The sequence below is a fragment of the Pseudoalteromonas luteoviolacea NCIMB 1942 genome (genome assembly GCF_001625595.1).
GTDB classification, from domain to species: Bacteria; Pseudomonadota; Gammaproteobacteria; order Enterobacterales; family Alteromonadaceae; genus Pseudoalteromonas; species Pseudoalteromonas luteoviolacea_A.
This window is the reverse complement of the sequence record NZ_AUXT01000221.1, coordinates 1-26,323: the sequence shown is the minus strand read 5'-3', so window position 1 is coordinate 26,323 and position 26,323 is coordinate 1. Positions and strand designations below refer to the sequence as shown.

Annotated in this window: 18 protein-coding genes; 12 read left to right on the top strand and 6 right to left on the bottom strand. The window is 39.6% G+C overall.

What is annotated here, in order from left to right; all coding sequences use genetic code 11:
* Positions 1-168: 168 nt before the first annotated feature.
* The 4 genes from greA to dapB all read right to left on the bottom strand — a co-directional run bounded on the left by greA (position 169) and on the right by dapB (position 6,076).
* The gene (greA, locus tag N482_RS23665) at positions 169-645 is read right to left on the bottom strand and encodes a transcription elongation factor GreA (protein ID WP_063379389.1); all 477 of its coding nucleotides are present in this window, start codon (positions 643-645) and stop codon (positions 169-171) included.
* Between the two features lie 46 nt (positions 646-691).
* Positions 692-3,910 carry a carbamoyl-phosphate synthase large subunit gene (carB, locus tag N482_RS23660; protein ID WP_063379388.1) on the bottom strand — a complete coding sequence of 1,073 codons (3,219 nt, stop codon included), beginning with the start codon at positions 3,908-3,910 and terminating at the stop codon, positions 692-694.
* 18 nt (positions 3,911-3,928) lie between these two features.
* On the bottom strand, positions 3,929-5,065 hold the full coding sequence (carA, locus tag N482_RS23655; protein ID WP_063379390.1) for a glutamine-hydrolyzing carbamoyl-phosphate synthase small subunit: 1,137 nt from the start codon (positions 5,063-5,065) through the stop codon (positions 3,929-3,931).
* A gap of 210 nt (positions 5,066-5,275) precedes the next feature.
* On the bottom strand, positions 5,276-6,076 hold the full coding sequence (dapB, locus tag N482_RS23650; protein WP_063379387.1) for a 4-hydroxy-tetrahydrodipicolinate reductase: 801 nt from the start codon (positions 6,074-6,076) through the stop codon (positions 5,276-5,278).
* A gap of 390 nt (positions 6,077-6,466) precedes the next feature.
* Here dapB and N482_RS23645 point away from each other — a divergent pair, with 390 nt between their 5' ends.
* From N482_RS23645 to N482_RS24610, 12 genes are all read left to right on the top strand, one after another.
* Positions 6,467-7,780, top strand: a complete 1,314-nt coding sequence (locus tag N482_RS23645; protein WP_063379386.1) for a Na+/H+ antiporter NhaC family protein — start codon at positions 6,467-6,469, stop codon at positions 7,778-7,780.
* Positions 7,781-7,889: 109 nt separating this feature from the next.
* Positions 7,890-8,669, top strand: a complete 780-nt coding sequence (locus N482_RS23640; protein WP_063379385.1) for a hypothetical protein — start codon at positions 7,890-7,892, stop codon at positions 8,667-8,669.
* 296 nt (positions 8,670-8,965) lie between these two features.
* Positions 8,966-9,469: a hypothetical protein gene (locus N482_RS23635; RefSeq protein WP_063379384.1), complete on the top strand. Its 504-nt coding sequence runs from the start codon at positions 8,966-8,968 to the stop codon at positions 9,467-9,469.
* 688 nt (positions 9,470-10,157) lie between these two features.
* A complete protein-coding gene (locus N482_RS23630) occupies positions 10,158-14,099 on the top strand; it encodes a TOMM system kinase/cyclase fusion protein (protein WP_063379383.1) in 3,942 nt (1,313 codons plus the stop codon).
* A gap of 28 nt (positions 14,100-14,127) precedes the next feature.
* Positions 14,128-15,201 (top strand): hypothetical protein, encoded by a 1,074-nt coding sequence (locus N482_RS23625; protein WP_063379382.1) that lies wholly within the window; start codon positions 14,128-14,130, stop codon positions 15,199-15,201.
* Between the two features lie 42 nt (positions 15,202-15,243).
* A complete protein-coding gene (locus N482_RS23620; protein ID WP_063379381.1) occupies positions 15,244-16,014 on the top strand; it encodes a phytanoyl-CoA dioxygenase family protein in 771 nt (256 codons plus the stop codon).
* 2 nt (positions 16,015-16,016) lie between these two features.
* Positions 16,017-17,180 (top strand): amidohydrolase family protein, encoded by a 1,164-nt coding sequence (locus tag N482_RS23615; RefSeq protein WP_063379380.1) that lies wholly within the window; start codon positions 16,017-16,019, stop codon positions 17,178-17,180.
* A 5-nt stretch (positions 17,181-17,185) separates the two neighbouring features.
* Positions 17,186-19,273, top strand: a complete 2,088-nt coding sequence (locus tag N482_RS23610; RefSeq protein ID WP_063379379.1) for a YcaO-like family protein — start codon at positions 17,186-17,188, stop codon at positions 19,271-19,273.
* Positions 19,274-20,018: 745 nt separating this feature from the next.
* Entirely contained in the window at positions 20,019-21,518 is a 1,500-nt protein-coding gene (locus N482_RS23605; RefSeq protein WP_063379378.1) for a hypothetical protein, read from the top strand.
* A 20-nt stretch (positions 21,519-21,538) separates the two neighbouring features.
* Positions 21,539-23,599, top strand: a complete 2,061-nt coding sequence (locus tag N482_RS23600; protein ID WP_063379377.1) for a YcaO-like family protein — start codon at positions 21,539-21,541, stop codon at positions 23,597-23,599.
* Positions 23,599-24,579, top strand: a complete 981-nt coding sequence (locus N482_RS23595; RefSeq protein ID WP_063379376.1) for a Gfo/Idh/MocA family oxidoreductase — start codon at positions 23,599-23,601, stop codon at positions 24,577-24,579. The genes N482_RS23600 and N482_RS23595 overlap by 1 nt, the downstream gene beginning before the upstream one ends.
* A gap of 223 nt (positions 24,580-24,802) precedes the next feature.
* Positions 24,803-25,156, top strand: a complete 354-nt coding sequence (locus N482_RS24610) for a GNAT family N-acetyltransferase (RefSeq protein WP_081228226.1) — start codon at positions 24,803-24,805, stop codon at positions 25,154-25,156.
* Positions 25,157-25,617: 461 nt separating this feature from the next.
* Here N482_RS24610 and N482_RS23585 read toward each other — a convergent pair whose 3' ends face one another.
* Together N482_RS23585 and N482_RS23580 are read right to left on the bottom strand one after the other, a co-directional pair.
* On the bottom strand, positions 25,618-25,962 hold the full coding sequence (locus tag N482_RS23585) for a hypothetical protein (RefSeq protein WP_155730696.1): 345 nt from the start codon (positions 25,960-25,962) through the stop codon (positions 25,618-25,620).
* 25 nt (positions 25,963-25,987) lie between these two features.
* On the bottom strand, positions 25,988-26,287 hold the full coding sequence (locus tag N482_RS23580) for a hypothetical protein (protein ID WP_063379373.1): 300 nt from the start codon (positions 26,285-26,287) through the stop codon (positions 25,988-25,990).
* Between the last annotated feature and the right edge of the window lie 36 nt (positions 26,288-26,323).

Below are 26,323 nucleotides of genomic sequence, written 5' to 3'. Positions count from 1 at the left end.
GAAATTTAATGAAATTGGTATAATTCATTTAATCAGCGTAATTACGTTAAATAAGGCTAAGACAAAGCTAAATAAACGGAGGTAATTTGATAATAAATAATATAAATGGATAGAAATAAAAAAGCCCAACATGTTACCGTCGGGCTTTTGGTCTATAGGTTAGACAAATTAGATATATTCAACTTCGATGATTTCGTATTCAACAGTACCGTTAGGAGTTTGAATGTTAACTGAATCATCTAGCTCTTTGCCAACTAGGCCACGAGCAATTGGTGAGTTCACAGAAATTAAGTTGTTTTTTATATCTGCTTCGTCATCACCAACAATTTTGTAAGTTACTTCTTCGTCAGTATCTACGTTTACAATAGTTACTGTACTTCCAAAAATTACTTTACCATTGTTAGCCATCTTAGTGACGTCAATTACTTGAGAAGTCGATAGTTTAGCTTCGATTTCTTGAATACGCCCTTCACAAAAGCCCTGCTGCTCACGCGCTGCATGATATTCAGCATTCTCTTTCAAATCACCGTGTTCACGCGCTTCGGCGATATCGGCAACAATTTGGGGGCGGACCACTTTTTTCAGATGGTTCAGTTCATCACGAAGCAATTCTTCACCTCGCACAGTCATCGGAATTGATTGCATAAGTCTCTCACTTACCACCAAGGCCAAAGGCCTTGGCTTATATCCATTAGTTCAATCGCTGGTGTAGTTCTTGTACAGAGTTTACAGAGCTTCTGTCATCTGCGGCATGCGCAGTACAGTTTGCAAACGCTGCATTTAGCGTGGTGGTGTAGTTAGTCTTATGCTGAAGTGCACCACGACGTAACACCTTCGAATCTTCAATCGCTTGGCGACCTTCTGTGGTATTTACGATGTAGCTGTACTCACCATTCTTGATACGGTCAAGAATATGCGGACGACCTTCGAATACCTTGTTCACGCGACGTACTTCAATACCAGCTTCTTCAAGGGCTATTGCAGTGCCTTTTGTTGCATCAAGCTCAAAACCAATAGATTTCATTGTCTTGGCTAGTTCAACAACGCGTGACTTATCGCTATTACGGACAGATAGTAACGCGCGACCGCCGCGTGGTAAAGCGTTTGATGCACCTAATTGCGCTTTCGCGAATGCTTCGGCGAAGTTTTCACCAACACCCATGACTTCACCCGTTGAGCGCATTTCTGGTCCACGGATCGGGTCAACACCTAAGAACTTAGCAAAAGGAAGTACAACTTCTTTCACACTGTAATAAGGAGGAATGACTTCGTTCGTTACACCTTGGCTTTCAAGAGATTGACCAACCATACAACGCGCAGCTACCTTCGCTAACGCAACACCTGTTGCTTTAGAAACAAATGGTACTGTACGTGCTGCACGTGGGTTAACTTCGATTAGGTACACCTTGCCATCTTTAACAGCAAACTGTGTATTCATCAAACCAACAACGCCTAGCTCCAATGCCATATCACGTACTTGCTTACGCATAACATTCTGAATGTCTTGCGATAACGTGTGAGCTGGTAGTGAACATGCAGAGTCACCTGAGTGGACTCCCGCCTGCTCGATGTGCTCCATGATACCGCCGATGATGACATTTTCACCATCACAGATAGCATCAACGTCAACTTCGATTGCATCGTCTAGGAAACGGTCAAGAAGGACTGGCGCTTCATTTGAAACAGACACTGCCTCAGTCATATAACGACGTAAATCGTCTTCGTCGTATACGATTTCCATCGCACGACCACCAAGTACATATGAAGGACGAACAACCAGTGGGAAGCCGATTTCTTGAGACCTAGCTACCGCTTCTTCTAGTGACGTTACTGTCGCATTTTCTGGTTGAAGAAGGTCCAAACGCTCAACTAGCTGTTGGAAACGCTCACGGTCTTCTGCGCGGTCGATAGCGTCCGGAGAAGTACCAATCACTGGCACACCATTCGCTTCAAGGTCACGTGCAAGTTTAAGCGGTGTTTGTCCACCGTACTGAACGATAACGCCTTTAGGCTTTTCAACGCGTACGATTTCAAGTACATCTTCAAGAGTAATTGGCTCAAAGAATAGGCGATCTGATGTGTCGTAGTCTGTAGAAACAGTTTCAGGGTTACAGTTAACCATGATAGTTTCATAGCCATCTTCACGCATAGCAAGCGCCGCGTGTACACAACAGTAGTCGAATTCAATGCCTTGGCCGATACGGTTAGGACCACCGCCGACAACCATAATTTTGTCTTTCTCAGAAGGTGCTGCTTCACACTCTTCGTCATAAGAAGAGTACATATAAGCCGTGTCTGAGCTAAACTCTGCCGCACATGTATCAACACGCTTGTAGACAGGAAGAATTTCTAACTGATGACGCTTCTTGCGGATTTCTTTTTCTGACACGCCTGCAATTTCTGCGATACGGGCATCAGAGAAGCCTTTACGCTTAAGACGACGTAAGAAATCTTTATTAATACCAGCAAGACCTGCTTCTGCGATCTTCGCTTCATCTTTGATGATGTCTTCAATCTGTACTAAGTACCAACGGTCAACCTTAGTTAAATCGAATACATCTTCAACGCTCATACCGTGACGCATTGCATCTGCAATGTACCAAATACGCTCTGCACCCGGCTCACGTAGTTCACGGATGATTGTTTCTTTTGCTTTAGGGTCATCAAGGGCAACGATCGGATTGAATCCAGTTGCGCCCACTTCTAAACCACGAAGTGCTTTATGAAGAGACTCTTGCTGGTTACGACCGATAGCCATAACCTCACCAACAGACTTCATTTGTGTCGTTAGACGGTCATTTGCACCTGCGAATTTTTCAAAATTGAAACGAGGGATCTTAGTCACTACGTAGTCAATTGAAGGCTCGAATGATGCAGGTGTCGCGCCGCCAGTGATGTCGTTTTGAAGCTCATCAAGCGTGTAACCTACAGCTAATTTTGCTGCGATTTTCGCGATTGGGAAGCCAGTAGCTTTTGATGCAAGTGCAGATGAACGAGATACACGTGGGTTCATCTCGATGATAACCATGCGTCCATCTTTTGGATTCACACCAAACTGTACGTTTGAACCACCTGTTTCTACACCTATCTCACGTAATACCGCCATCGAAGCGTTACGCATTAACTGATATTCTTTATCAGTCAGTGTTTGCGCAGGTGCAACCGTGATTGAGTCACCAGTGTGAACCCCCATTGGGTCAAAGTTCTCGATAGAACATACGATGATACAGTTGTCGTTTTTGTCACGTACAACTTCCATCTCGTACTCTTTCCAACCTAATAAGCTTTCATCGATTAGAAGCTCGCTTGTAGGTGAAAGGTCTAAGCCACGAGTACAGATCTCTTCGAACTCTTCCATGTTATAAGCAACACCACCACCGGTACCACCCATTGTGAAAGAAGGACGGATGATACACGGGAAGCCGATACGTGTTAGTACGTCTTTCGCTTCATCCATTGAGTGTGCGATCTCTGCACGAGGACACTCAAGGCCAATGTTCTTCATCGCAATGTCGAAACGCTCACGGTTTTCTGCTTTGTCAATTGCATCAGCCGTTGCGCCAATCAATTCAACATCGTGCTTAGCAAGCACACCGTGCTTGTCTAAGTCTAGCGCACAGTTAAGCGCAGTCTGGCCACCCATAGTAGGTAAAACTGCATCTGGCTTTTCTTTTTCAATGATCTTTTCAACAACTTCCCAGTGAATTGGCTCGATGTACGTCGCATCAGCCATTTCAGGATCTGTCATAATTGTTGCAGGGTTCGAGTTTACAAGAATTACTCGATAGCCTTCTTCTCTAAGCGCTTTACAGGCCTGAGCACCAGAGTAGTCAAATTCACATGCTTGGCCGATAACAATTGGGCCTGCGCCCAAGATTAGAATGCTTTTTATGTCGGTACGTTTTGGCATTGTTACTCCAGTAATAAATTAGGCTTTGCGTGCTTGCATTAATTCAATGAAGTGGTCGAACAACGGTGCTGCGTCGTGAGGACCAGGGCTTGCTTCAGGGTGACCTTGGAAACTGAAAGCAGGCTTATCAGTGCGGTGAATACCCTGTAACGTACCGTCAAATAGTGATTTATGAGTAGCTCTAAGGTTATCAGGCAGGCTCTCTTCATCTGCTGCGAAACCATGGTTTTGCGCAGTAATCATCACGACATCGCGGTCAAGGTCTTTAACTGGGTGGTTACCACCATGGTGGCCAAATTTCATTTTTACTGTTTTAGCACCTGACGCCAATGCCAGTAATTGGTGACCAAGACAAATACCGAAAATTGGAGTATCTGTTTCAAGGAAAGACGTGATTGCATCAATCGCATAAGTACATGGCTCTGGGTCACCAGGTCCATTTGAAAGGAAGATGCCATCTGGGTTTAACGCCAGTACTTCTGCAGCGGAGGTTTCTGCAGGCACTACCGTTAGCTTACAACCACGGTCAACTAGCATACGTAAGATATTTTTCTTTACACCAAAATCATATGCAACAACATGGAATTGCTCTTCACCCTGCTTTAGCGTTTTAAAGCCTTCGCCCAATGTCCAGCTACCGTCATTCCACTGGAAAGAAGATTCTGTTGTAACAACTTTCGCTAAATCCATTCCTTTTAGGCCAGGAAATGCCTTAGCCGCCTCAAGCGCCTTTTGCTCATCGATGTCATCACCTGCGATGATACATCCGTTTTGAGCCCCCTTATCACGTAGGATACGCGTCAATTTACGCGTATCGATATCCGCTATCCCTAAAATATTACGTTCCTTTAAATAATCACTTAACGATTGTTCGTTACGGAAATTACTTGCTAGTAATGGTAAGTCACGAATCACTAGGCCTTTCGCCCAGATTTTGTCCGCTTCTTCGTCTTCACTGTTTGTACCAGTGTTTCCGATGTGCGGGTAAGTTAAGGTGACAATTTGTTCCGCATAAGACGGATCTGTCAAGATTTCTTGATATCCTGTCATAGACGTATTGAATACTACCTCACCAACAGATATACCGTCGGCGCCGATGGCAGTACCGCGAAACACCGTACCGTCTTCAAGGACTAACAGAGCGGATTTAGTCAAGTTAACCTCCATAGATATAAAAAAACGGGATAAGCAAACACACTTTTTTCCCGTCTACAAAGCGCTTGGTAACACGCAGATATTAAATTTTTGGCAAATTCGTTATAGTCTATAGCACTTTCTGATATTCGTCTAACTATTCATTGAAAAAATTTAAAAATAAGCCCTTAAATGTATTTTCTTTGTGAAACCGCCAAAAAAATAAACAAACTACTTCAATCCTAGTACATCTTGCATGTCATAAAGTCCCACTGGCTTATTTTTCAACCATTGCGCAGCCCTTACAGCCCCTGATGCAAACGTGAGTCTCGAAGCCGCTTTATGGGTTAATTCAAGTCTTTCTCCCATGGTTGCGAAGTAAGCGGTGTGTTCACCAACTATATCACCTGCTCGGAGGACTGAATAGCCAATTTCATCTTGACTTTTCGCTTCATGCACATTACAACGGTCGTATCGTGCAACTTCATCATGGTCCCAGCCTTTTGCTTCTGCAATTGCTTCGCCAATAGCTAAAGCCGTACCTGACGGCGCGTCGATTTTGTTGCGGTGATGCGCCTCAAAGATTTCAATATCCATTTCATCTGCAAGTTTTGTCGCAGCTGTTTGAACAAGGTTTAAAAGCAAGTTCACACCAACACTAAAATTACGAGCAAATACAATTGGAATCATCTTTGCAGCTTCCCTTAATTGGTCCATTTCAGTTTCTGTTAAACCGGTTGTACCAATCACCATAGGTATTTTGTTTTCAATTGCACTTTGTAAGTGTGTCAGCATGCCTTGTGGTAGTGTGAAATCAATTAATACTTCCGCGTGATTTACATCACCTTCGTCATCTGAAAACCCTAGCTCTGACGAATGAGCAGGTTGTAACGCTTTTACAGGGGTACCTAAAAAAGGCGAGCTTGATCTTACAAATGCAGCAGCCAACTGTGCTTCTTTTTCTATTTCTACCGCTTCTATTAAAGCTTGGCCCATTCTGCCGTTGGCTCCAAACACACCTATTTTTGTCATTATTTTCTCATTCCTAGTTTTCAACATCATTCTAAATTTGGCGTTATAACGCGCGTCAAACATAGCCCAAACGCTTGTGTGACATGTAATGACAATGCAGTTACTTCACGACGCTAGTGAGCAAAATCATTAAGTTACAATATTTAAAGTGTTTTACTCAAGCCATGTCAGGCCTAGAGTTTAGCCCATCTCTATGCCATAGTCAGTTATAGAATAATTATAATAAACACCATTGGACTTTAGACGTCTAAACATTTAAACTTCCACATTCGCCGATTTAAATTATTGCGGGCGTTGAAGTTTAAATACAGCTAATAATGACCCTGTTGGCTGTGGTTGTATCTACTTGCACAGGTCGTATTAAGTAGATAATGGTTTTTGGGGAGTGCTATGCAGCCATCTTTTGACAACTCACGTGCAAAGTTATCTTTGCTACCTTTACTTACATTTGTTGCGCTATTTTTGGGCGCGGGGCTTTACTTACATTCGCAAGGTGTTGATTACGCTTTTTATCAGCTACCTGCTCCAGTCGCTATTTTGCCGGCTATTGTTTTAGCGTTTTGGCTAAACAAAACATCTATTAATCAAAGTGTAGAAACCTTTATCAAAGGCGCTGGGCACAGTAACATCATTACTATGTGCTTGATTTACTTATTAGCAGGTGCATTTTCAGCAGTCGCAGGTGCAACTGGAGGCGTGGACGCTGTGGTAAACGCAGGTTTGTCACTTATACCGCCCTCATTTTTACTACCCGGATTGTTTTTGATTGCCGCAGTCGTATCTACTGCGATGGGTACTTCAATGGGTACTATCGGTGCTATCGGCCCCATTGCATATGCAGTTTCTGTTAAAACGGGTATAGATCCAGCGTTGATGGCAGGCACAATTGTCTCTGGTGCAATGTTCGGTGACAACCTGTCTATCATCTCTGACACGACAATTGCAGCTACACGTACCCAAGGCTGCGAAATGAAAGATAAGTTCAAAGAAAATTTGAAGATAGCTCTGCCAGCGGCCTTTCTAACTGTGCTTCTTTTAGTCTTTTTAACACCTGAACCTCAGGCTGTTGAAACCAAGCCATTTGACTGGTTACTTGTACTTCCTTACATCTTCATTCTGGTATTGGCCGTCATGGGGCTAAATGTCTTCGCAGTGCTATTTAGCGGCATTATATTCGCCGCAGCTGTCGGCTTTGCAGGTGATTATGAAGGTGCAGCTTTTGTAAAAGATGTATACAAAGGCTTTACTGATATGCAGGAGATCTTCTTGTTATCTATGTTCATCGGTGGCCTTTCTGAATTCATCAGAGTTAATGGCGGCCTTGAGTACATCGCTAAAAAGATACACAAACTAACAGCAGCACTCGGCAAACTCAATACTAAAGTCGCTGACCAACTGGGTATTGCGGCATTGGTTTTGACCAGCAACATGTGTATCGCAAATAACACGGTAAGTATTATTGTTGCCGGCCCTGTCGCTAAAAAGCTAGCTGAAGATAGCGATATATCGCCAAAACGCTCAGCCAGTTTACTTGATATATTTGCCTGTGTTATGCAGGGTTCACTGCCATACGGTGCACAAGCACTATTGCTTGGTACCACGTTTGGTATTAACCCTTTTGAAGTTTCAATGTCATCATTTTACTGCTTTATTTTAGCAATTACGGCTGTAACGGTAATCGTTTTACGTCGTAATCACGCCTGACCTTAATCGCGCCCAGTTTTTGGGCGCCTTATTTACCCTTTGCAAAATTCACATAACCTAATGAATTAATATATAATTACAAAGTTCCTACACTTTGAAGAATTAATTAATGAATAAAAAGTTATGTCTGACTCTCTCTCTTGCGCTGCTATCTTCAACGACTTTCGCGGCAGACTGGAGCAACACTCAACTTCATATCAACAATGGTGACTTTAAAAACCCATTTAGCCGAGCTGAGTCCAATACAACTGTGTACTCTCTGCAGCATACCTCTGGTTATACCTATGGTGACAATTTCTTCTTCATTGACTATCTCGTTGATGATTTAAATGATGATTACCAAGACAGAGACTTTTATGGAGAATGGTATTCAACATTTAGCTTGAGTAAACTTGGCAATATGCAGTTTGACAATAGCTTAATAAAAGATGTGGGTATTGTTGCAGGCTTCAACATGGCCGGCGACTCTAAAGTCATGAAGTACCTACCAGGTGTTAAAGTTGCTTGGAATGTTGAAGGTTTTTCATTTCTTTCGACACTCTTTACGGCATATATTGACGACAGTGAAGGTTTAGCAAAAGGTGGCGCACCAGCTCAAACGAATAGTTGGATGATTGATGTAGCTTGGGGTTACCCTTTTACTATCGGCAATCAAAAGTTCGAAGTCACAGGGCATGTTGAATACATTGCAAAGCGCGAAAGTGAAGCCGGTAGCGATGTTAAAGGTTGGCTCCTAGCTCAACCAATCATTCGCTGGGATTTAGGTCATGCTTTAAATATGGCTGAAAAGCAGTTGTATTTAGGAGTTGAGTGGCAGTATTGGCGCAATAAACTAGGAACGGATACCAACGAATCTGTCCCTCAAATCCATCTAGCTTGGACGTTCTAGGTCCTTCATGCATGTAGCGAGCTTAAAAAGCACGCTACATGCTAACCCACTTACCTCAAACTTGATGTGCACCGTGCCTGTTGATAGCACACTCCCCTGCATTTTAATTGGTTATCAGCTACAAGTGTCATCATTTAGACTCCATTTGAATATATAGTTGTATTCAAACCATTAAATCATGCCTAACTTATAAAATAATTAAGATTACCCCTAAAGTATCTCACTCTTAGGCCGATATATATTTTGGGAGATTTTGCTCGTCTATCTTTTAAGAATTGTTATATCAGGGATTTTGAATGAACTTACTACATGAAATGAGCGTTGCTTATGGCCATATGTTAAAAACAGACATCATGACGAAAGCAAAAGAAAGGGAGCAATCAAACGCTATTGATGGAGAAAGTGTAGAAAATAAGGATTCGACCTCTAAACATGCGGAGAAAACGTCAGAATTAGAAGGCACGCATAAGCTCTCAGAAGAAGAAAAAGAGAAGCTTTCTGGCCGCGAAGCAAAGGAGAAGCAAGAAGACAAGTATGGAGACTTACCAGAACATATCCGTCGTATGTTGGAACGCTTAGAGGAAATGAAGGAAGAATTAGATGTGCTTAAACAAGAAGTTGTTCAGCTCAATGCTAAAATTGACCATAACAATGAAACTGAAAAAGCAATGTACGACCAAAAAAACCAGCACTTCATTCAACTTCAAAATCAATATTTCGACATGATCAAAAGTGTTAAAGAAGCAATGAAAGAAGCAGGAGTAACAGACATGAGTGTGCTGCTCAAGGCGATAGCATAACCAATCACCGATGAAAAAACAAACGGCATAGGTATATTAAAGAAGGCCCAAATTATACCACTTATAAAAACAATAAACCCAGAAGAATATAAAAAAACCAGTTAATGTTCGTATTTATTTAAACACACACAATACTTTCGATAAACAGAACAATAAGCATACTCTACTTTGACAGTGAAATAATATTCGTACTCAAAGCAGCCTACTTTAGCTCACTCTCCAATGCTCTCAAACGGCTACACACAGCACATCCCCCAGCACAAAGTTAAGTAGAACAACACCATAAGTTTAACCGAAAGTCCAGCCAATCATACTATTTGGCTCCCAGCACTTAAGGGTTGCTTCAACCTTTGATCAAACCGTTCAAAATTCAAACAAAGACATTACAGCGCATTACATCAGCATTTACTAATTACATTTAATAAAGTAGTATCAAATCTCGCATGTCGAGAAATATAATTGCAAATAACAAAATTAATTAACATCAAAAAAGCATCAAATCAGTTTGAAAAAATCGATTAACTTAACAATTAAACGCTATATTATACCAAATATCAAAAATACTAGTTTTAGCGTTACAAACAGTTATAATTATAGAGTTTAGGTTTACTAAACGGGTGTTACATAATTGTTCATTTATTATCGCAAACAATAAATGCACGCTAATTTAGAGAAGCTAATTACCACTATGTCATTAACTCAATTTTCTGATTCATACATCTACGAACGCTTTGAGTCTTCCAATTACGAGTTGCAAAATAAGATTGGTGAAGGTGGCTTCGGTAAAGTATTTAAAGCCAAGCAAAATAGCACAGGGCAGATTGTCGCTATTAAATTCCTCGCTATAGAACCTCATTGTGAAGAGCAAAAAAAACAAAGATACATTGAACGATTCAAGCGTGAAACATCACTAAGCAGCCAATTGCAACATCCCAATATCGTTAGGTTATTAAATCAAGGGCAGATCGATGAAGATTTACTATATGGCGTGTTTGAATTTGTAGAAGGACGTTCATTGCGTGAGCATCTCTTAATTGAAGGCCCCTTTAGTGCGCCTGAGGCAACAGATATTATGTCTCAAGTATTGGATGCGCTAATCCATGCGCATAGTAAAGGCATTGTTCACCGAGATATTAAACCTGCCAATATCATGCTCAGTAAAACTGGCGCTAAGCTGCATGCAAAAATATTAGACTTTGGTATCGGCACGCTCACCCATGATAGTCGCCAATCTGACTTTAGGACGCTCACTTTAACTCAAGAAACTCTCGGCACGCCTTCGTATAGCGCGCCTGAGCAATTGCGAGGCGAGCCTGCCACAACGAAAACAGACCTTTATGTATGGGGCCTTGTTTATTTAGAGTGCCTTACTGGTACGCCTGCAATGAATGGAACTAGTGTTGCCTCTATTTATCACAAACAATTGAGTGATGCGCATATTCCAATGCCTAGCGCATTACTGGGTCACCCTCTTTCCGGACTGTTGCGTCGAGTGTTAAATAAAAGTGCCGTAGAGCGTGTGATCACTGGAGAGGAAGCGTTTAATGAGCTTAAAGCAATTAATGTTTCTAACTTGGTTGGTATACTTGCAGATAACCCTCAAGCATTGGCAGATGATGAAACGTTAGTAATGCGAACTGATGGTGAAAACCAGCTCGCTCATTCATTTAGCTATACCTCTCTAACTGAGCGTAAGCAGATCACCGCGTTAGCATTACGCTTTAGTACAACGTTTACTGATCAACGCGAACATGATTTAGATGTCATTGACACACTTTTTAAATCACAGCGCAACCATTGTATTGATATTGCAGTCAGGTTTGGAGCATTTCATGTCGGCAGTGTTGCTGATACTTCTTTATTTTATTTTGGTCACCCCACAGCAACCGAAAATGACACTCGGTTGAGTGCACGCAGTGCTTTAGAAATCATTAGTGAAATAAGTAAACGTAATGCCCTTATGAAAGATGCGCATGGTGCAATATTAAATGTGCATTTAGGCTTACATACCGGCGTGTTCGTTACCTACGCAAATGCGACACCAGAAGGACATGTCGCTAACGCAGCAATGACCTTAGCAAGAACCGCGAAAGAGAAACAAATACTTTGTAGTTCAGAAGCGCGAGCAATTTTAGAACCTTACAGCGAGTTTGAATACTTTGTTCAGCTCAAGCTTGGTCAATCACGCCAACCTGAACAAGTTTTCTATTTAAAAGGTGAGCGACAAGTCGAAGCATTTGGATTTATGAGAGGCACTCGTAGTAACCATCAGCTAATCGGCAGAGAAAAAGAACTCGGACTAACTTTAAAGCTTCTTGATGACACTGTAGCACGAAAAAAAGCTGCGCTTATATACGGTGAGGCTGGTATTGGTAAATCAAGATTATTGCAAGAGTTTCGCTCAAATGCTGCTAAATACCAACATCTAGTAGCACAATGTCTACCAGAACATAAAAACAGTGCACTCTACCCAATCCTTACTCTAATTAAATATGCCTTCAATACCAACCAGTTAGGGCCTAAAGAAGCGATTGCTTTTTTTTCTAACATACTTACTGACCAAGCCAACAACATCAACGCAGAGCAAGCTTTACCAATACTTCTCGTTTGGCTAAACATTGAGTTAGATAATGAGCTACAACCTTCTGTATTAGCCTCTGATACACAAAAATCGATTCTATTTGATACGTTAGCTACGTTGCTTCTATCACCACTGCACAGTATTTGTGATTTAAAATTATACGTTATTGAAGATATCCACTGGGCAGATGATACAACATTAGCCTTTATAGATTTCTTCACACAAAAACTTAAGTCAAACAATATTTTAATCAGCACTTCTAGAAACGAGATCCCTAGTACATTTGATATCTCAAAATATCAGATGATCAAGGTTGAAAAACTGTCTTCACTGGATACAAAAGCTTTTATTTCTAAACTTTTTGATCATGCTGAAATATCTCATAATGTTTTACAGGTATTAATTGATCGAACAGATGGTATCCCACTATTCATCGAAGAGTTAGTTGGTATGCTAAAGCAGAAGAAGCTCGTCAAGCTGCAAGAAGGTAAAGTACAATTTGTAGCCCCTGATAGTTTAGATCTTGTGCCAAGTAGCTTAAGGGAGTCATTACAGCAAAAGCTTGATTCTTTAAATCATGCCAAAGAAACTGCACAACTTGCAGCAACTATAGGTAGAGAGTTTGAATATGAATTATTGGTAAAGTCTTCAAATTTGAGCGAAAACCAGATTCAAAATGATTTAAATGAACTCATTACGAACGACTTAGTTATACAGCAAAGACGTGTAAATACTGACAGCTATATATTTAAGCACGCATTGGTGAGAGATGCAGCTTACGAAAGCATTGATAATAAAAAATTAGCTGACTACCATTATCGAGTCGCTAAAAGCATGGAAAGTCTACGTAGATTTGACCCATATAACGTAGCGCTACATTATTCTTATGCAAATGACTTCGAAAATGCAACCTTGCTACTCAGTCAAAAACTAACAAGTGTGATCAGTAATAAGCAATATTCTGAGGTAGAGATATATACTGAACTTGGATTAACTTGGGGACACAAAAGTGCGTCTCTTCCTGCGGCTCTCAACGCAATTAAAATTGCCGATTTAGCTTTTTCTCCATACCTCTCAATTTTTGGATATGGCTCCGATAAGGTTCAGGACATGATGTCAAAGTCGTTGTCTTTGTGCCAAAAGTATATTGATGAAACGCCTGTCAAGCATGACATCATAAAAAAAATAGAATGGAAGTCTGAGTGGGCAGAGTTTCTATATTATCATTACCGCAGTGAACGAGCCAAAGCTAGAGCGCTCGGCGAGCAGTTACTTGATAAGAGTGTAACGGAACAGTCTAGGCAAATGGAAATGCTTGTATTAAGCCACTTAGGGCAAGCATACATGTTCGATGGCGATGCGGTTTTAGCACTCGATGCATATCAAAGAGCATTACTCTTGTTCTGCCCTGAAAGTGACATCACCTTTGCTGATGAATTTGGCATAGAGATCGAAGCGCAAACATTAGCGCTCCAATCAAATACGCTTATGCACTTGGGTAAAGTTAAACAGGCCAAAGAGTCTGCCTTTAAATCTCTTGAAATTGCTAAGCAGAGACAGCACCACTCATCCATCGCCTTTGCTTATCTATTTATCGGTTTATTTGGCTATTTCACAAATGATAAAGAGCTAATAAAACAGTGTACGCAGGACTTCTACACCCTAAGAGACGAATTAAACTTGCGAGTTTGGCATGAGCACTTCGTCGACGTTTTATACCACTGTGCCCATAATGATCTCGATGATGCTGAACGCTCCTTTGTATTTATAAGTAACGAACAAGATTTTGCATCACCTTACTACGTCCCGTTTATCTCGGACCTGTACCTTGAAAAAAGAGACAGAGAAAAAGCCACACAGCGCGTGATTGACAACATCGCTAAATCAGAAAGAATTGGCCTTATATCAGCCCTTCCTTTTCTATATTTAACACTCGCAAAGCTCGAATCAGACCCGCTAAAACGCATAGCGCATCTTGAAACATCAAAGCGTTTCAGTACAGAACAAGATGCGAGATTTTTTATGAACAAGCAACCAAGCTTTCCCTAATTAACTAACATATATTGAAGGACAAGAAATGAGCGGAAATAACTGGAACATCATCAATAGACCAAACTGGGATGCGGCATATATTGAAGCCGTGGCAAAGTACTGGTCCATAACCACAGATTGCAAAGGCAGCCCTGAAGAAGTAATACTTGAAGCAATTCAGCAACTAAACTCCGAATCAGGACTACAAGAGCCAACTGATGCATTGAAAGCAAAAAGCGAAGAAGAATTAAATACACTGCTATTTTTTAAATTATTACACTCAGTAGGCGTCAGCAATGTAGAAATTATCGACAACAAGATTGCATTTTTAGCAGAAAGTGCCAACCATAAAAACGTAAGATTCGTTAATGTTGTTCCAAAATTTACTTTCGAGCAAAAAAATGAGCCAAGCTTTGAGTTATCACAAGGTTGGCAAGGGTTTAACATTGAAGTTGACATCAAGCTCCCACCTTTCATCACAGGTGATGGCAATGTTCAAAGCACAGAGCAGCTAACCTCTCTATGTGAATACTTAAAACTTGGATTATTCTTCCCATTTGGAGAGAATTTCTATGAAGGTGTGACTTTACCAGTCAATCAAGAACAAAACAGCACAGTGGCAGCCGCATCTACGCAAGCAGCAGACCAAGCTGTTCAGAAAATGAGTGCTCAAAGTAACCCGTTCAGCAATGCCGTTACGACTTTTTCAAACGGCGTGCTGAGCTTTAGAGAAGGAGGTCTCAAACCAAGAGTTAGCCCAAGAGGTGGCGTTGCCGGTATCAATGGTGACTATGACTTCGCTATCTTTATTGGTAAGTTAGTCGCCTTTAACTGGAGAGAGCAGATTATTACTAGTACTGAAGTTCCAACTAATATCTTGGAACATAAAGCGGCTCTTTATGATTTAGATTATCAAGTATCTAACGGCATTACATTGAAGTTCTCAGTTGCCGATAAGCCACCGCGTAGCCAAGAAGATGGCCTCTCAGTATGGAACATTACCGACTACTCTTCCACTTTGCACATTGAAATACCACAAGCACCGAAAGCAGATCTTCTGCCAACAGCACTTGCAGACTTAATTGGTGTTCGCGCAAACGAACCATTTACGAGTAACTAATCCAAATGGAGTGAAGCCCACAATTTGTGGGCTTCTACCTGCATGAAAAATATTGAAAACTTCAAGAATAAAGGCTTTGTCTGTTCTTCTTTGGATGCCATACCTTCAGATTTAATCGAATCCGCGCGCACCGCTGTTGAAGAAGTACGATTAGGTAAGTACAGAACTGGTGTACCACCCTGGACAAGCATTGATCAAAACCTACCAAGCCGATTGCAACGTATTACGCAAATTCATATTGCAAACCACACGATTACAGAGCTCGTTAAAAGTTCTGAAGTCGGAAAGCTTGCTGCCGAGGTGTCTGGTTCAGACACGATAAAAGTATGGGGCTCTCAGCTATTTTATAAACCCGCAGGAAGCTCTCTTGGAGGGAATGTCGGTATTCATAGAGATTCTCAGCATGTACCTTATTTTACCAAAGGCATGCTAATAGCTTGGATACCACTTCACTCTGTTGATAGCCATAACGGCACTATCAATTATGTTAACGGCTCTCATAAGTGGCAACGTAATCTGGCATTTACTGGAGGCGATTTTCAAAACCTAGACCAGCAAAGATCCCGAATACAAATGTTTTGCTCAGACACCTGGGACGAAACCAGCATCAAGCTAGAGGCTGGTCAGTTTGCTATACATGATATGCATACACTGCACTTTAGCAGTACCAACGAAAGTAACCAAGACCGGGCAGCACTCTCTTTTGGGTTACTTACTGATGAGGCTGAATTCAATCATGAAGCACCCCATTATGGGTATGGCGACATTTTGAACAACCCTGCTCTTTGTCCCACAATTTTCGACGGAAAATAATAATGACACAAAAAGTACATGATTCTGATAGACACGTAACTGAATGCCCTTCACTATGGAAAAACTATCTAACAAAGTCTGTTTTCGAACAGTGCCCTGTAGAGCTAGTTCATGATGATGAAAAAAAAGCGAAAGATAGAATGGACAAATTTGGGGCGCGTGCGGCTGTACCACTTCCACCAGCCTATTATGTCAATGGAAAGCCAGCCCTGAGCAATTGGGACTTATCGCATCAAGTTGAAAGTGCATATAAATCAGGAAGAAGCCAATCTAATAGAAATTTAGCAAAAAACGCTGAAGGCCAGTTAGAAGCAATGCAGTCAGAACAAGTGACTTCAGCTAGCCTATTCCCTACATTTGCAACATTTATCATAAATAATGAAAACGTACCGAATCATATCTCTGTTGAATTTGCAAAAGCATATAACCGCTGGATATTAGACTACTGTCAAGATGCATCAAACCAACTTGATCCAGTAGCCAAAATAAGCCGAGCAGACTCAACAACGCTCGTAGAGCAAGTAGAGCTAGCGCTTTCACAGGGCTTTCGTTCCGTGACCATTAGACCGGAGGTTATTGCTGGAAAAGCCATACATCATGATGACTATAAAGCGTTTTGGCATGCCTGCGCCGCCAATGACCTTCCTGTTTCTTTCCATGGAGGAACGCACGCGCATCTAAATACATGCGGTACTGAACGCTACACAGATCATTTTTCTTTGCATGCTTGCTCTCATGCTTTTGAGGCACAAAAAGCCTTTATTTCACTTGTTGGCTCAGGAATATTAGCATCCAACCCCAAATTAAAAATCGCCTTTTTAGAAGCAGGTTGCTCGTGGCTACCAAACTTATTATTTAGACTAGACAATTTGTGTGCGCAAGAATTCAAAAACATTACAAATCAAAGCATGAAAATGCTTCCTTCAGAATATTTTAAAAGAAACTGTTGGGTCGGTGTTGAACTAGATGAGCCATCTATTAACGATGTGATCTCATTAGTTGGCGCTGATAAGTTGCTGTATGGTACTGACTTTCCGCATCCTGATCACCACGAATCAAACCCAGTCAACAGTAAGCTCTTGCAATCATTAACGTATGAACAGCAACAACAGCTTCTATACAAAAACGCAGAACAATTCTTTAATTTTAAAAGCAATATAAATTAAATTTCATGAACAAAAAAATAGTTCAGTGGCTAAGCCACTATAATATTTATCAACTGGATAATAAAAACGTCATAGCGATAGGTGCAGATCAAGAGTACTTTTTTTGCCGAGTTGCTTTTCCGCTGTTCTATTTAATCAATGGCAAAAGGACCATTGAAGAAATTACTGATAAAGCAGACAACAAACTTCAAGCCATGCAATTTACTCGCCTTTGTAATAGCCTAATCAACCGAGGAGAGTTTCTTCAAATTGAAGACAGTGCCTCGGTAACACAAAAAATCGAGTGCACTACCACCTTGCATGGTAAGAACGTTTGGAGCTACTTGCCAAATAATTCACCTCTACTTCAAGAGTTGTCCAAATTCATTGACAAGGTTTGTATTCCCACATTTTTTACTCATGATTTGCTAAATAGCTCATTTAAACAATCGGTTACAATGAGCATTGGGGAAGAGTCAAAATTTCAAATAGTTTCCTTAGGTGTAAATAAACTTACTTTGAGCCCTTTATTAAATAATATCGACGAACTAGATGGACTCTTAGCGCATTTGAAAGCCAACAAGCCTGTTTTAAATTCACTAGAGAAATCGTTACGCACACCAATTGAGCGCCCAGTTTGTTCTCAATTTAATCTGGAGATGTGCTGCAATACCCTTGAAACGTTGATTGGATGCATTAATGACGAATCTCAAAGAAGAGAAAAATACCTAATAGAAATTGACTTTAGTAGCCAAAAAACAACCAAGCACTTTGCGTCATACCCTATTAAACGCACAGCTTCCAATAGCTCGAATGAAATCATCCTCCATGCAAAAAAAATTAGCCATGATTTAGACGGTGGCTCACGTACCTTAAATGCCCAAGAAACCATCAACAACTTAAGCCCTTATATAAGCCAATTGATTGGGCCAATCGCATATTTTGAGGAACTAGATACCTCAGCTTCACCTATTAAAATATTTAAAGCTGCTTTTTTTAAATCACCTTATTTTATTGATGAAATTGATCTCGACCATAATAGTTTCGTGCAAATTTGCCTTGGAAAAGGGGTGAGCAAAGAGCAATCATTAGCAAGTGCATTGTGCGAAACGATTGAACGTAAAAACGCACAGTTTACAAACCAGATTAGTACAACTTACTGTACGCCTAGTGAGCTGGATAAAAGGTTTTATTCATTTCAAGAATTAAGCCCATACAGTAAAGAGCAGTATTCGAATTTTGCTGACCAAACTCATACTGATGCACGTCGTAAACAAGCCTGCTCAGCCTATCTAAATGACCACATACACTGGCAAGGTGTTTGGTCACTTACCCACAAAGAGCAAATTTACGTCCCGAGTGTTATATGCTTTGCCAATACCCCTTACAGAGAAGAGAAATATGGCAAATGGCAGTCTAATGGATGCGCTGCGGGCAACAATTTAGAAGAAGCCATTATGCAAGGCCTATTTGAACTAATTGAGCGCGATGCAGCGGCAATATGGTGGTATAACCGATTACAGCGCCCCAGTTTTGACCTGAGTAGATTAGACCCTAAGTACTTCAGCCCTCTTCACCAAACTCTCTGCGTTGATCACGAGTATTGGGTTTTAGACCTCACAACTGATACCAGTATTCCAGTTATGGCTGCCATTGGTAGGCATAAAGTCACTGCAGGCTGGGTATTCGGTTTTGGCTGTCATTTAAAGCCGGAACTGGCTGCTCAAAGAGCACTAACAGAATTATGTCAGCTTATTCCTATTAGAGATCAAAATGGTGCACCTTTCGACTTTGATGCAATTGAGAAAGAAGACTTTTTGATACCTAATAGCAATGCTAGCGCTATTTGCCCTAAATTGGAGCCAAGCGGAGACCTAAAGTTAGATATTCTAGCAGTGGTTGAACAACTTAAAAGCCTAGGCATGGAAACGCTAGCGTTAGATTATTCACAAGAGCCTATTCCTATCAAAACAGCGAAAGTGTTTGTACCTGGACTTTGCCATATCTGGCCTCAGCTAGGTAATCCGAGATTGTTTGATACGCCAGTTAAATTAGGCTTACGAGACGAGCAATTAAATGAAAATACAATTAACCAACAAGGTCTATACATCTAAACGCTTTAAGGCACTCGTTTTGCGCAGTTGCCTTACATTCATATTAATAAACACATTGTCTTAGCAGTTAAATCTCATTCAAGCTTTTTATTCGCGCTTTTACAACCTAAACCGCGCCACCAGCTGAGCTAAAAACCGTACTAGATTCGTTAAAGATTCAGCATCTGACAAAATACAGCTCTCCACTTTTTTAGCTTCTAAGCATCACGGCTTCAATAAAATGGTATAACGCACAATTGTGAGAATATGGACATGCTTACAACAGCGCAATCGCTTTAACAAAGCATATTAAACATCAGTAAGTAGAAAAATTGTGTGGGCAACCGCCAACGAGCAATAGCAGGAACCGCAATGGCTTATAAGCTGTTAATGGGTGAAGAATTAGTGAATTATCAATTCTGTTGAACATACTGAAACGATGCTCAATAGAATGGATGGGCTAGCTATGTCTAAATATCAAAGAAACAGTTGAAATCGCGATGTAATCAAAGCTATTTAGAGCTGAACAACAAGGACCTCCAGAGATAAAAAAGCTCTTTACTTACTCTAAGACAGAATCTACAATAATTAAATTAATTATACCCCTTCACACCGCACCTATAAAACCACACATTAAATCATATATCTAAGTAACATAAACAGCTTATAGATTCATCACAAAGCACCAAAAAAGGATAAGTAATCAATAAAAAGTTCTTACCGAAATACCGAAATACTGAAATACTGAAATACAAAAAGGATAAAAATGAAAACAGAGAGTTATGAATTCAAACAATCAAATTATACACTAGAGCAAGAACTAGTTAAACTTAGGTTTTTGTATATGCGTTTAGTATCTGAAGTATGGCGCAGTGATGCAAATAAAATTGTTACCGAAAAAACAGTTGACTCATCAAATATTTATATAAAATTTAAAGTATCTTCTAGCTCGCTAACACCTGCCAACATCGTTTCTATATTTAGCTCTTACAAGACTCAAAACGTTTTGGATAAAAAACAAGTAATAGATTTAGTTAGTGCTGTCGAGAAAACTAATTGCATTTCTCACGATACGTTTATCGAAGCCATTGATAATTTCGATCTAAGTGCTCCACTAAAAAAAGATATTAGAGACACGACACACAAAATTATTACTTCAAAAACAGCTCAATTGCTTCGGCAGTTCAATGATGACTTATCAACATTGAACGTTGAAGGTTTTAAGCTATTAGTTAGCGAGCTTAAACAACTAGGAGAGCTACGCGGCTTTCTAGAGTCATTAGAACCATTTAACATACAACGTTATTTCTTTTGCATTTTTGGAGAATATACTTCTTTTTCTAATTTTGGAATTCAAATAATCAAACCAACCGCAAGATGGAACTATTACGGGGACAATCAATGGACTAAACCTAATACTGAGGCTCTATACATATCAATTCCATCAAATATAAATAAAAAAGTCCTTTCTAGACAAAGAGCAGGTTATAATACATTTGACTACGAACTTGATAAGGCCGCAATTCTAACCCAATATTACCAAAACTTTCCAAGTTTTTTCGGGAAGACGAGTGATGCTGTTTCAAAAAGAATTACACATAATATTAACCACTTAAACAGTAAACCATCAACTCAGATTGTTCCTAATGATAAATTTCAAATCAAGTTTCTAAAAAATGATTACCTCACTAAGTTTAACGATACTACACTTAAACCTTTTCCTGAGCACAATTTAGGCACAGCTCCTGCAGGAAATGACTATGATTTAGGCCTGTCTCAGGATACTTTTTTAAGTTTCGGTGCCGTATTAATGAAAGTAATTTCAGCTTTATGGGATAATGAAGATCTTCGTATGAAACTTGACTATGCACAAAGAATGAAAAATGAAACTTCTCTTCTTTGTGGATTGGATTCGGTATCGAGCATTCATGAGCTAAATTATATCTTATCGTCGTTTGTATCTCATGAGAAAGTTGCTGAACTACATGCTTTCAATCTAAAGTATGATAACGAACTAAAAGCAATTTTTATGCAGCATTTTGATTACGAATGTCCTTGGGTATTTAATATTAGGCTATTATCACCAGATGTTGATACATATAAGCTTGACGATTTAAGCTCTGTATATGATAACAACATGTCAATACTAAACTTGACAACAATTGAAGTCCCCCATACACCTGATCAAAAAGACATCAGCAGTGTCACAATGGCGCTAGCTAGGTATAATGCGACAGGCCCTGCTTATCCATTCTCTTGTTCATAAACCTTTAACATATGAATATAATGAACTGGAATCCAAAGTTTTCGATATATAAAATCGAAAACTTTGGCGCAATTTTCGTTTCTAGTGATGAATATTTTAGTATTGATTCAGATGCATTCATTAATGTAAATGAAGCAATTTTAAAAAAGCATACTCCCGCAGAGTTTGCAATGTTAGACAATGATTTTGATTCTCAAATACAAAAAATAAGAACATTAGAAGAACTTGAAGAAAAAGGTTTACTAGGAGAAAACCACTTAGACTACCAATTAATAACTGACGACTTTATTAACAAAAAAATAGGGACGTCAGAGTTTTACTTGAAAAAGGACTGTTCATTTCAGAATGAAATTGCCAACAAAGTAAGTGTTCTAAACCCTGACCCAAATTGGAGATTTATTATCGCCACTGACGTACAATCCTCTGATGTTAAGAGAATTGTTCGTCACCTTGAAGAGAAAGGTCAAGGCTTTTCAATAATTGTTCCCTACGGCTCCAAATGTTTTATTTCACCTTATTTTAAGAATGAGCGAGGCTCCGCATGTTACGAGTGCTTTACTCACTCATTAAATAATTCAACCCCAGTAATTAACTGGTTGAGAACAAAAATTGGCACTGATATCAAAATCCCAACCTATGAAAACAGTGCTATTTTTAAAATTATAGATAGTTATTTTTCAGAAAGTCGGAATTTATACTTAAATAGGTATAGTGAACCAACTATTGAACTTCTCGATGTTAACTTAAACTTCTTGTGCTCCAAGCATGGTGAAAAGCTCTCCCCTCGGAAGGTAATTCTCTCAGATATATATTTTGTAGATAATACAGATGGAGGTTACCGTTCAATATCTAGAAACGAAACATTAGATAGGGTAATGCCTTTTGTAAATCCAATTACGGGATTTATCTCTGAGCTCGAAGAAATTTCACAAAATGAAGATTTAAAAATCTATAGATCTGCGTATTACCTTAATTATAATGGGAAGCAACTGCCAAATGAGGATTCCTTTGTTGAACTTTCACTTGGAAAAGGAAGCGGACAGCTACAATCAAAATGTAGTGCAATTGGTGAAGCATTTGAACGCAAAGCAGGTCAATTTTATAACAACGAAAAAATTTATTTGAGTTCAACATCGGAACTTGATCTAAGATATTATTTACCAGCTGACTTATGCGAGTTTAGCGACATACAAATGGAAGAGTTTGCATTAGCGGATGGGCCTAGTAAAACTGCACCACAGTGGGTTAAACCTTACGATAAAAATGACAAAATAAATTGGACTAAAGTATGGTCACTTACAAAGTCTGAATTCGTTTACATGCCAACCACATTTTGTTTTGGTAATACACCGTTTGAAAATGACAAATATTCTATGTACTGCCACAATGGTAATGCCTGTGGCTCTTCTATTGAAGAAGCGATTTTACAAGGCCTTTTTGAAGTAGTTGAGCGTGATGCTGTATCTATATGGTGGTACAACCAAGTTGCAGTGCCTGGCATTAGCCAGTCCATATTGTCTCCAGAAACTCGACATTTAGTTGATAATGCATTGGGCGAAGAGTGGAACTATTGGCTCCTAGACGTTACCAACGATACTACTATATGTACAGTAGTCGCAGTGGCACAGAATAAATATACGCATGAAATTAGTCTTGGATTTGGAGCTCACTTTGATACGGCAATTGCTGCCACACGTGCCATAACTGAGTTGTATCAACTTGTTACCATTAAAGACAAAGTAACTGGCCCTTTTGATTTCAACAAAATACGCTACCTCCCCTATTTGCAACCCCATGCAAATCGACGTGCTAATAAAAAACTAAGCTACTCTGGCAACAATATTAAAGAAGCAATTAATTTGGTTGTCGAATGTTTGGCTAAAATTGGTGTAGAAACTTGCGTACTTGATTACTCTAGGAAGCATCTTCCACTTAAAACTGTCAAGGTCATTACTCCCGGACTATGTCACTTTTGGCCTAGATATAGAACCAAGCGATTATATCAAACTCCGTTGAATATGGGATGGCTAGAATATGCACACAAAGAAGGCGAATTAAACCCTTTGGAGTTATATTTATAATGAAAAATGAGACATTAATAACACTATGTGGTAGCAATTATGGGGAAACTTACATCCCCGCAACTTGTAATATAGAAAACTGCAAAGTTGTCAACTTATTTACTAGAGGAAGCCAAAAGTCGCAGCAAGTTTCAAAAAAGTTTTCAATACCTCTTTACAAAAATTTCGAAGAAGCGATATCAGAAAGTAATTTGGCCATTTTAGCTACTAACGATGATGTTAATACTAAGCTATCAAAAGCTTTATTTGATTCAAAAGTACCTTTTATATTAGAGCATCCAATAAAAACCCATAATTTAGAATCAATAATCTCGCTATCAAATAAACATAAAATTCCTTTTTTATTAAATACACATTTCACTAGTACGGTTCCTATAAAAAAATTTATTGCAAGCTTTGAAAACATTTCTAAATATTCAGAAGTTCAACTAATCGAAGTAAGCGCTAATTCAAGAACCCTTTTCTCAACCCTAGACATTATTGAGAAGTTAGTTGGTTTAGATGATATAAGCGTTATATCATCTACTAATTTAGGCGATAATCATTTGAACCATGTTCTCAATATTAGTGGGAAAAATGTCGTCTTAAACTTACAGACTTGGCAAAATGAATTAGATGATAGCTCTGATTGTATAGTTGGTCATTCAATCCGAGTTAACTTTAATACTGGAAACTTGTTACTTGCAAACAGCTTTGGCCCAATAGTTTGGGCCCCGATATACTCAACGAATTACCCGGCAGATTATACAATTCATGAGCTATTTGAGGACAAAAATAAAAAGCTGGATGTCGCCAACTATAGAGTTGACGCAAACAAAGATATTATAACTCAGCTTATAGAATCAAATTTTGATGAATGTAAGGCATATTATGAGCGTTACTTAAAAGTTAGCAGAGCCTGGGAAGCTTTATTACCGACTCATACTAAAACCCTTCAGTCAAAAGACATTGATCATAGAATATGGAAAATATCTAAATGAACATAAAAACACTCAAAAGTGAAAACGAATTTTCTCAAGCTATCAACACCATTACAGAAGCATTTATGGCTGACCCAGTATGGAGTTGGATGTACCCTACTGAAAGTGCTCGACTGGAAGCTTACCCAGTATTTGCTAGGGCTTTTACCAAAAAAGCTACGACAATGGTAGTTTCTATACTGATGATTCTCTTAACGCGGTTTCAGCATGGGTTAAACCTAACGTGGAACTTAATGAACATGCGATCATTGATGCTATTTCCAATACCGTTCAATCTAAAGAAACTCGCGATGCTCTTTTTAGCATATTTGAACAATTTGAGGCTTACCATCCCGGGGAATGTTGGTACCTACCTGTAATAGGCGTTTTACCAAACCTTCAGAATCAGGGGCTAGGAACTGAATTGATGCTCCATACAATATCAAAAATAGACTCTGAGAAACAAATAGCTTACCTTGAATCCACTAATGCAAGAAATATTAGCTTTTATGAGAGTTTTGGATTTAAAGTTCTAGGGGAAGTTTCTGCAGGTGACTCTCCTGCTATTTACCCTATGCTCAGACAGGCTAAGTCGTAATTATTTGCATTGAAAAAGACTGTTAAGCTTACAATAATGGGGGCTTTTCAGTCTTTAAAGGTAATCAAAAATAGATAGCTCAACTATCCAGTAGTAATTTGGCCTTCGAACTGTGAAAAACTAAAGGTTACTAAACCTCAAAGTTCATATAAGAATGGCGTTTAGCACAGTTTAATCGCAGCTATCGTAAAGAAGTATTAGATTTATATCTGTTTGGTTACTTCAACAGATTCATAAATTTACACATCAGTGGATAGAGATTGATAAATATGAACGATCTCACGATGCACAATGAGACTAAACTCCAATGGGCTATCTTCATCGACTATCGAGCTGTATAAAACTGGGACAGTTACACCCCAACAGGTAGTCTAGAGCTATTATCCGGTCAGTAAGTCCAGTACTGATACATATTACGGTCGAGCCAAACGCAAATTGATAAAATGCGTGATAGAAGCAAGTTAATCCAAACTCGCTTGAGCAGCCCGCAACTGTTGCAACCACTTATTGCGCAATGCCGTTTCGTTAATCAGGCCGCTATACATTTCTACAGCAAATATGTTGTCATTGGCATCGGGCAGCCATCCACTATCCAATAACTTAAATATTGACGTAGTCAATTTTTCTGGCTCTTCATTAAGGGAATACCAAAAGGGCTGATAACGGATATCTAGTTTTGCCTGTCCATTTAAATAATCAGTTATAAGTGCTCTGATTTCCTGTACTTTATTCCTCTTTTCCACCTTCTTTAGAATCATCGCATATAGCAAGTAAACACCAATATGCTCGTTAACTTTTAGATTCAATGCGCTCACTGCTTTGAAATGTTTTTCAAATAGGCGCTTTGCGGCGCTGTATTGTTGGGTTTGATATAGGCCCATGATATAGGGCATAGTGATTGTCATCTGGTGCCAGTAAGTAGCGCTGCTTTAATAATTCAATAGTGCCTTCTTTGTCTTCGCTATACCACCTTAGCCCAGCACGTACATATAGGTTAAATGACGTTGCACTTTGCTCCGTTATTTGTATCTCTTCTGACTTCTGTATTGCCTGTGCTAGATTTCCAGTGCTCAGTAAAAACAAAATATGCGAAAGCTTGTGTAGTGGGTAAACTCTACTGTATTCAGTCATGTGCTTTTCGAACCAAACTGAATCGCCCCGAATTCA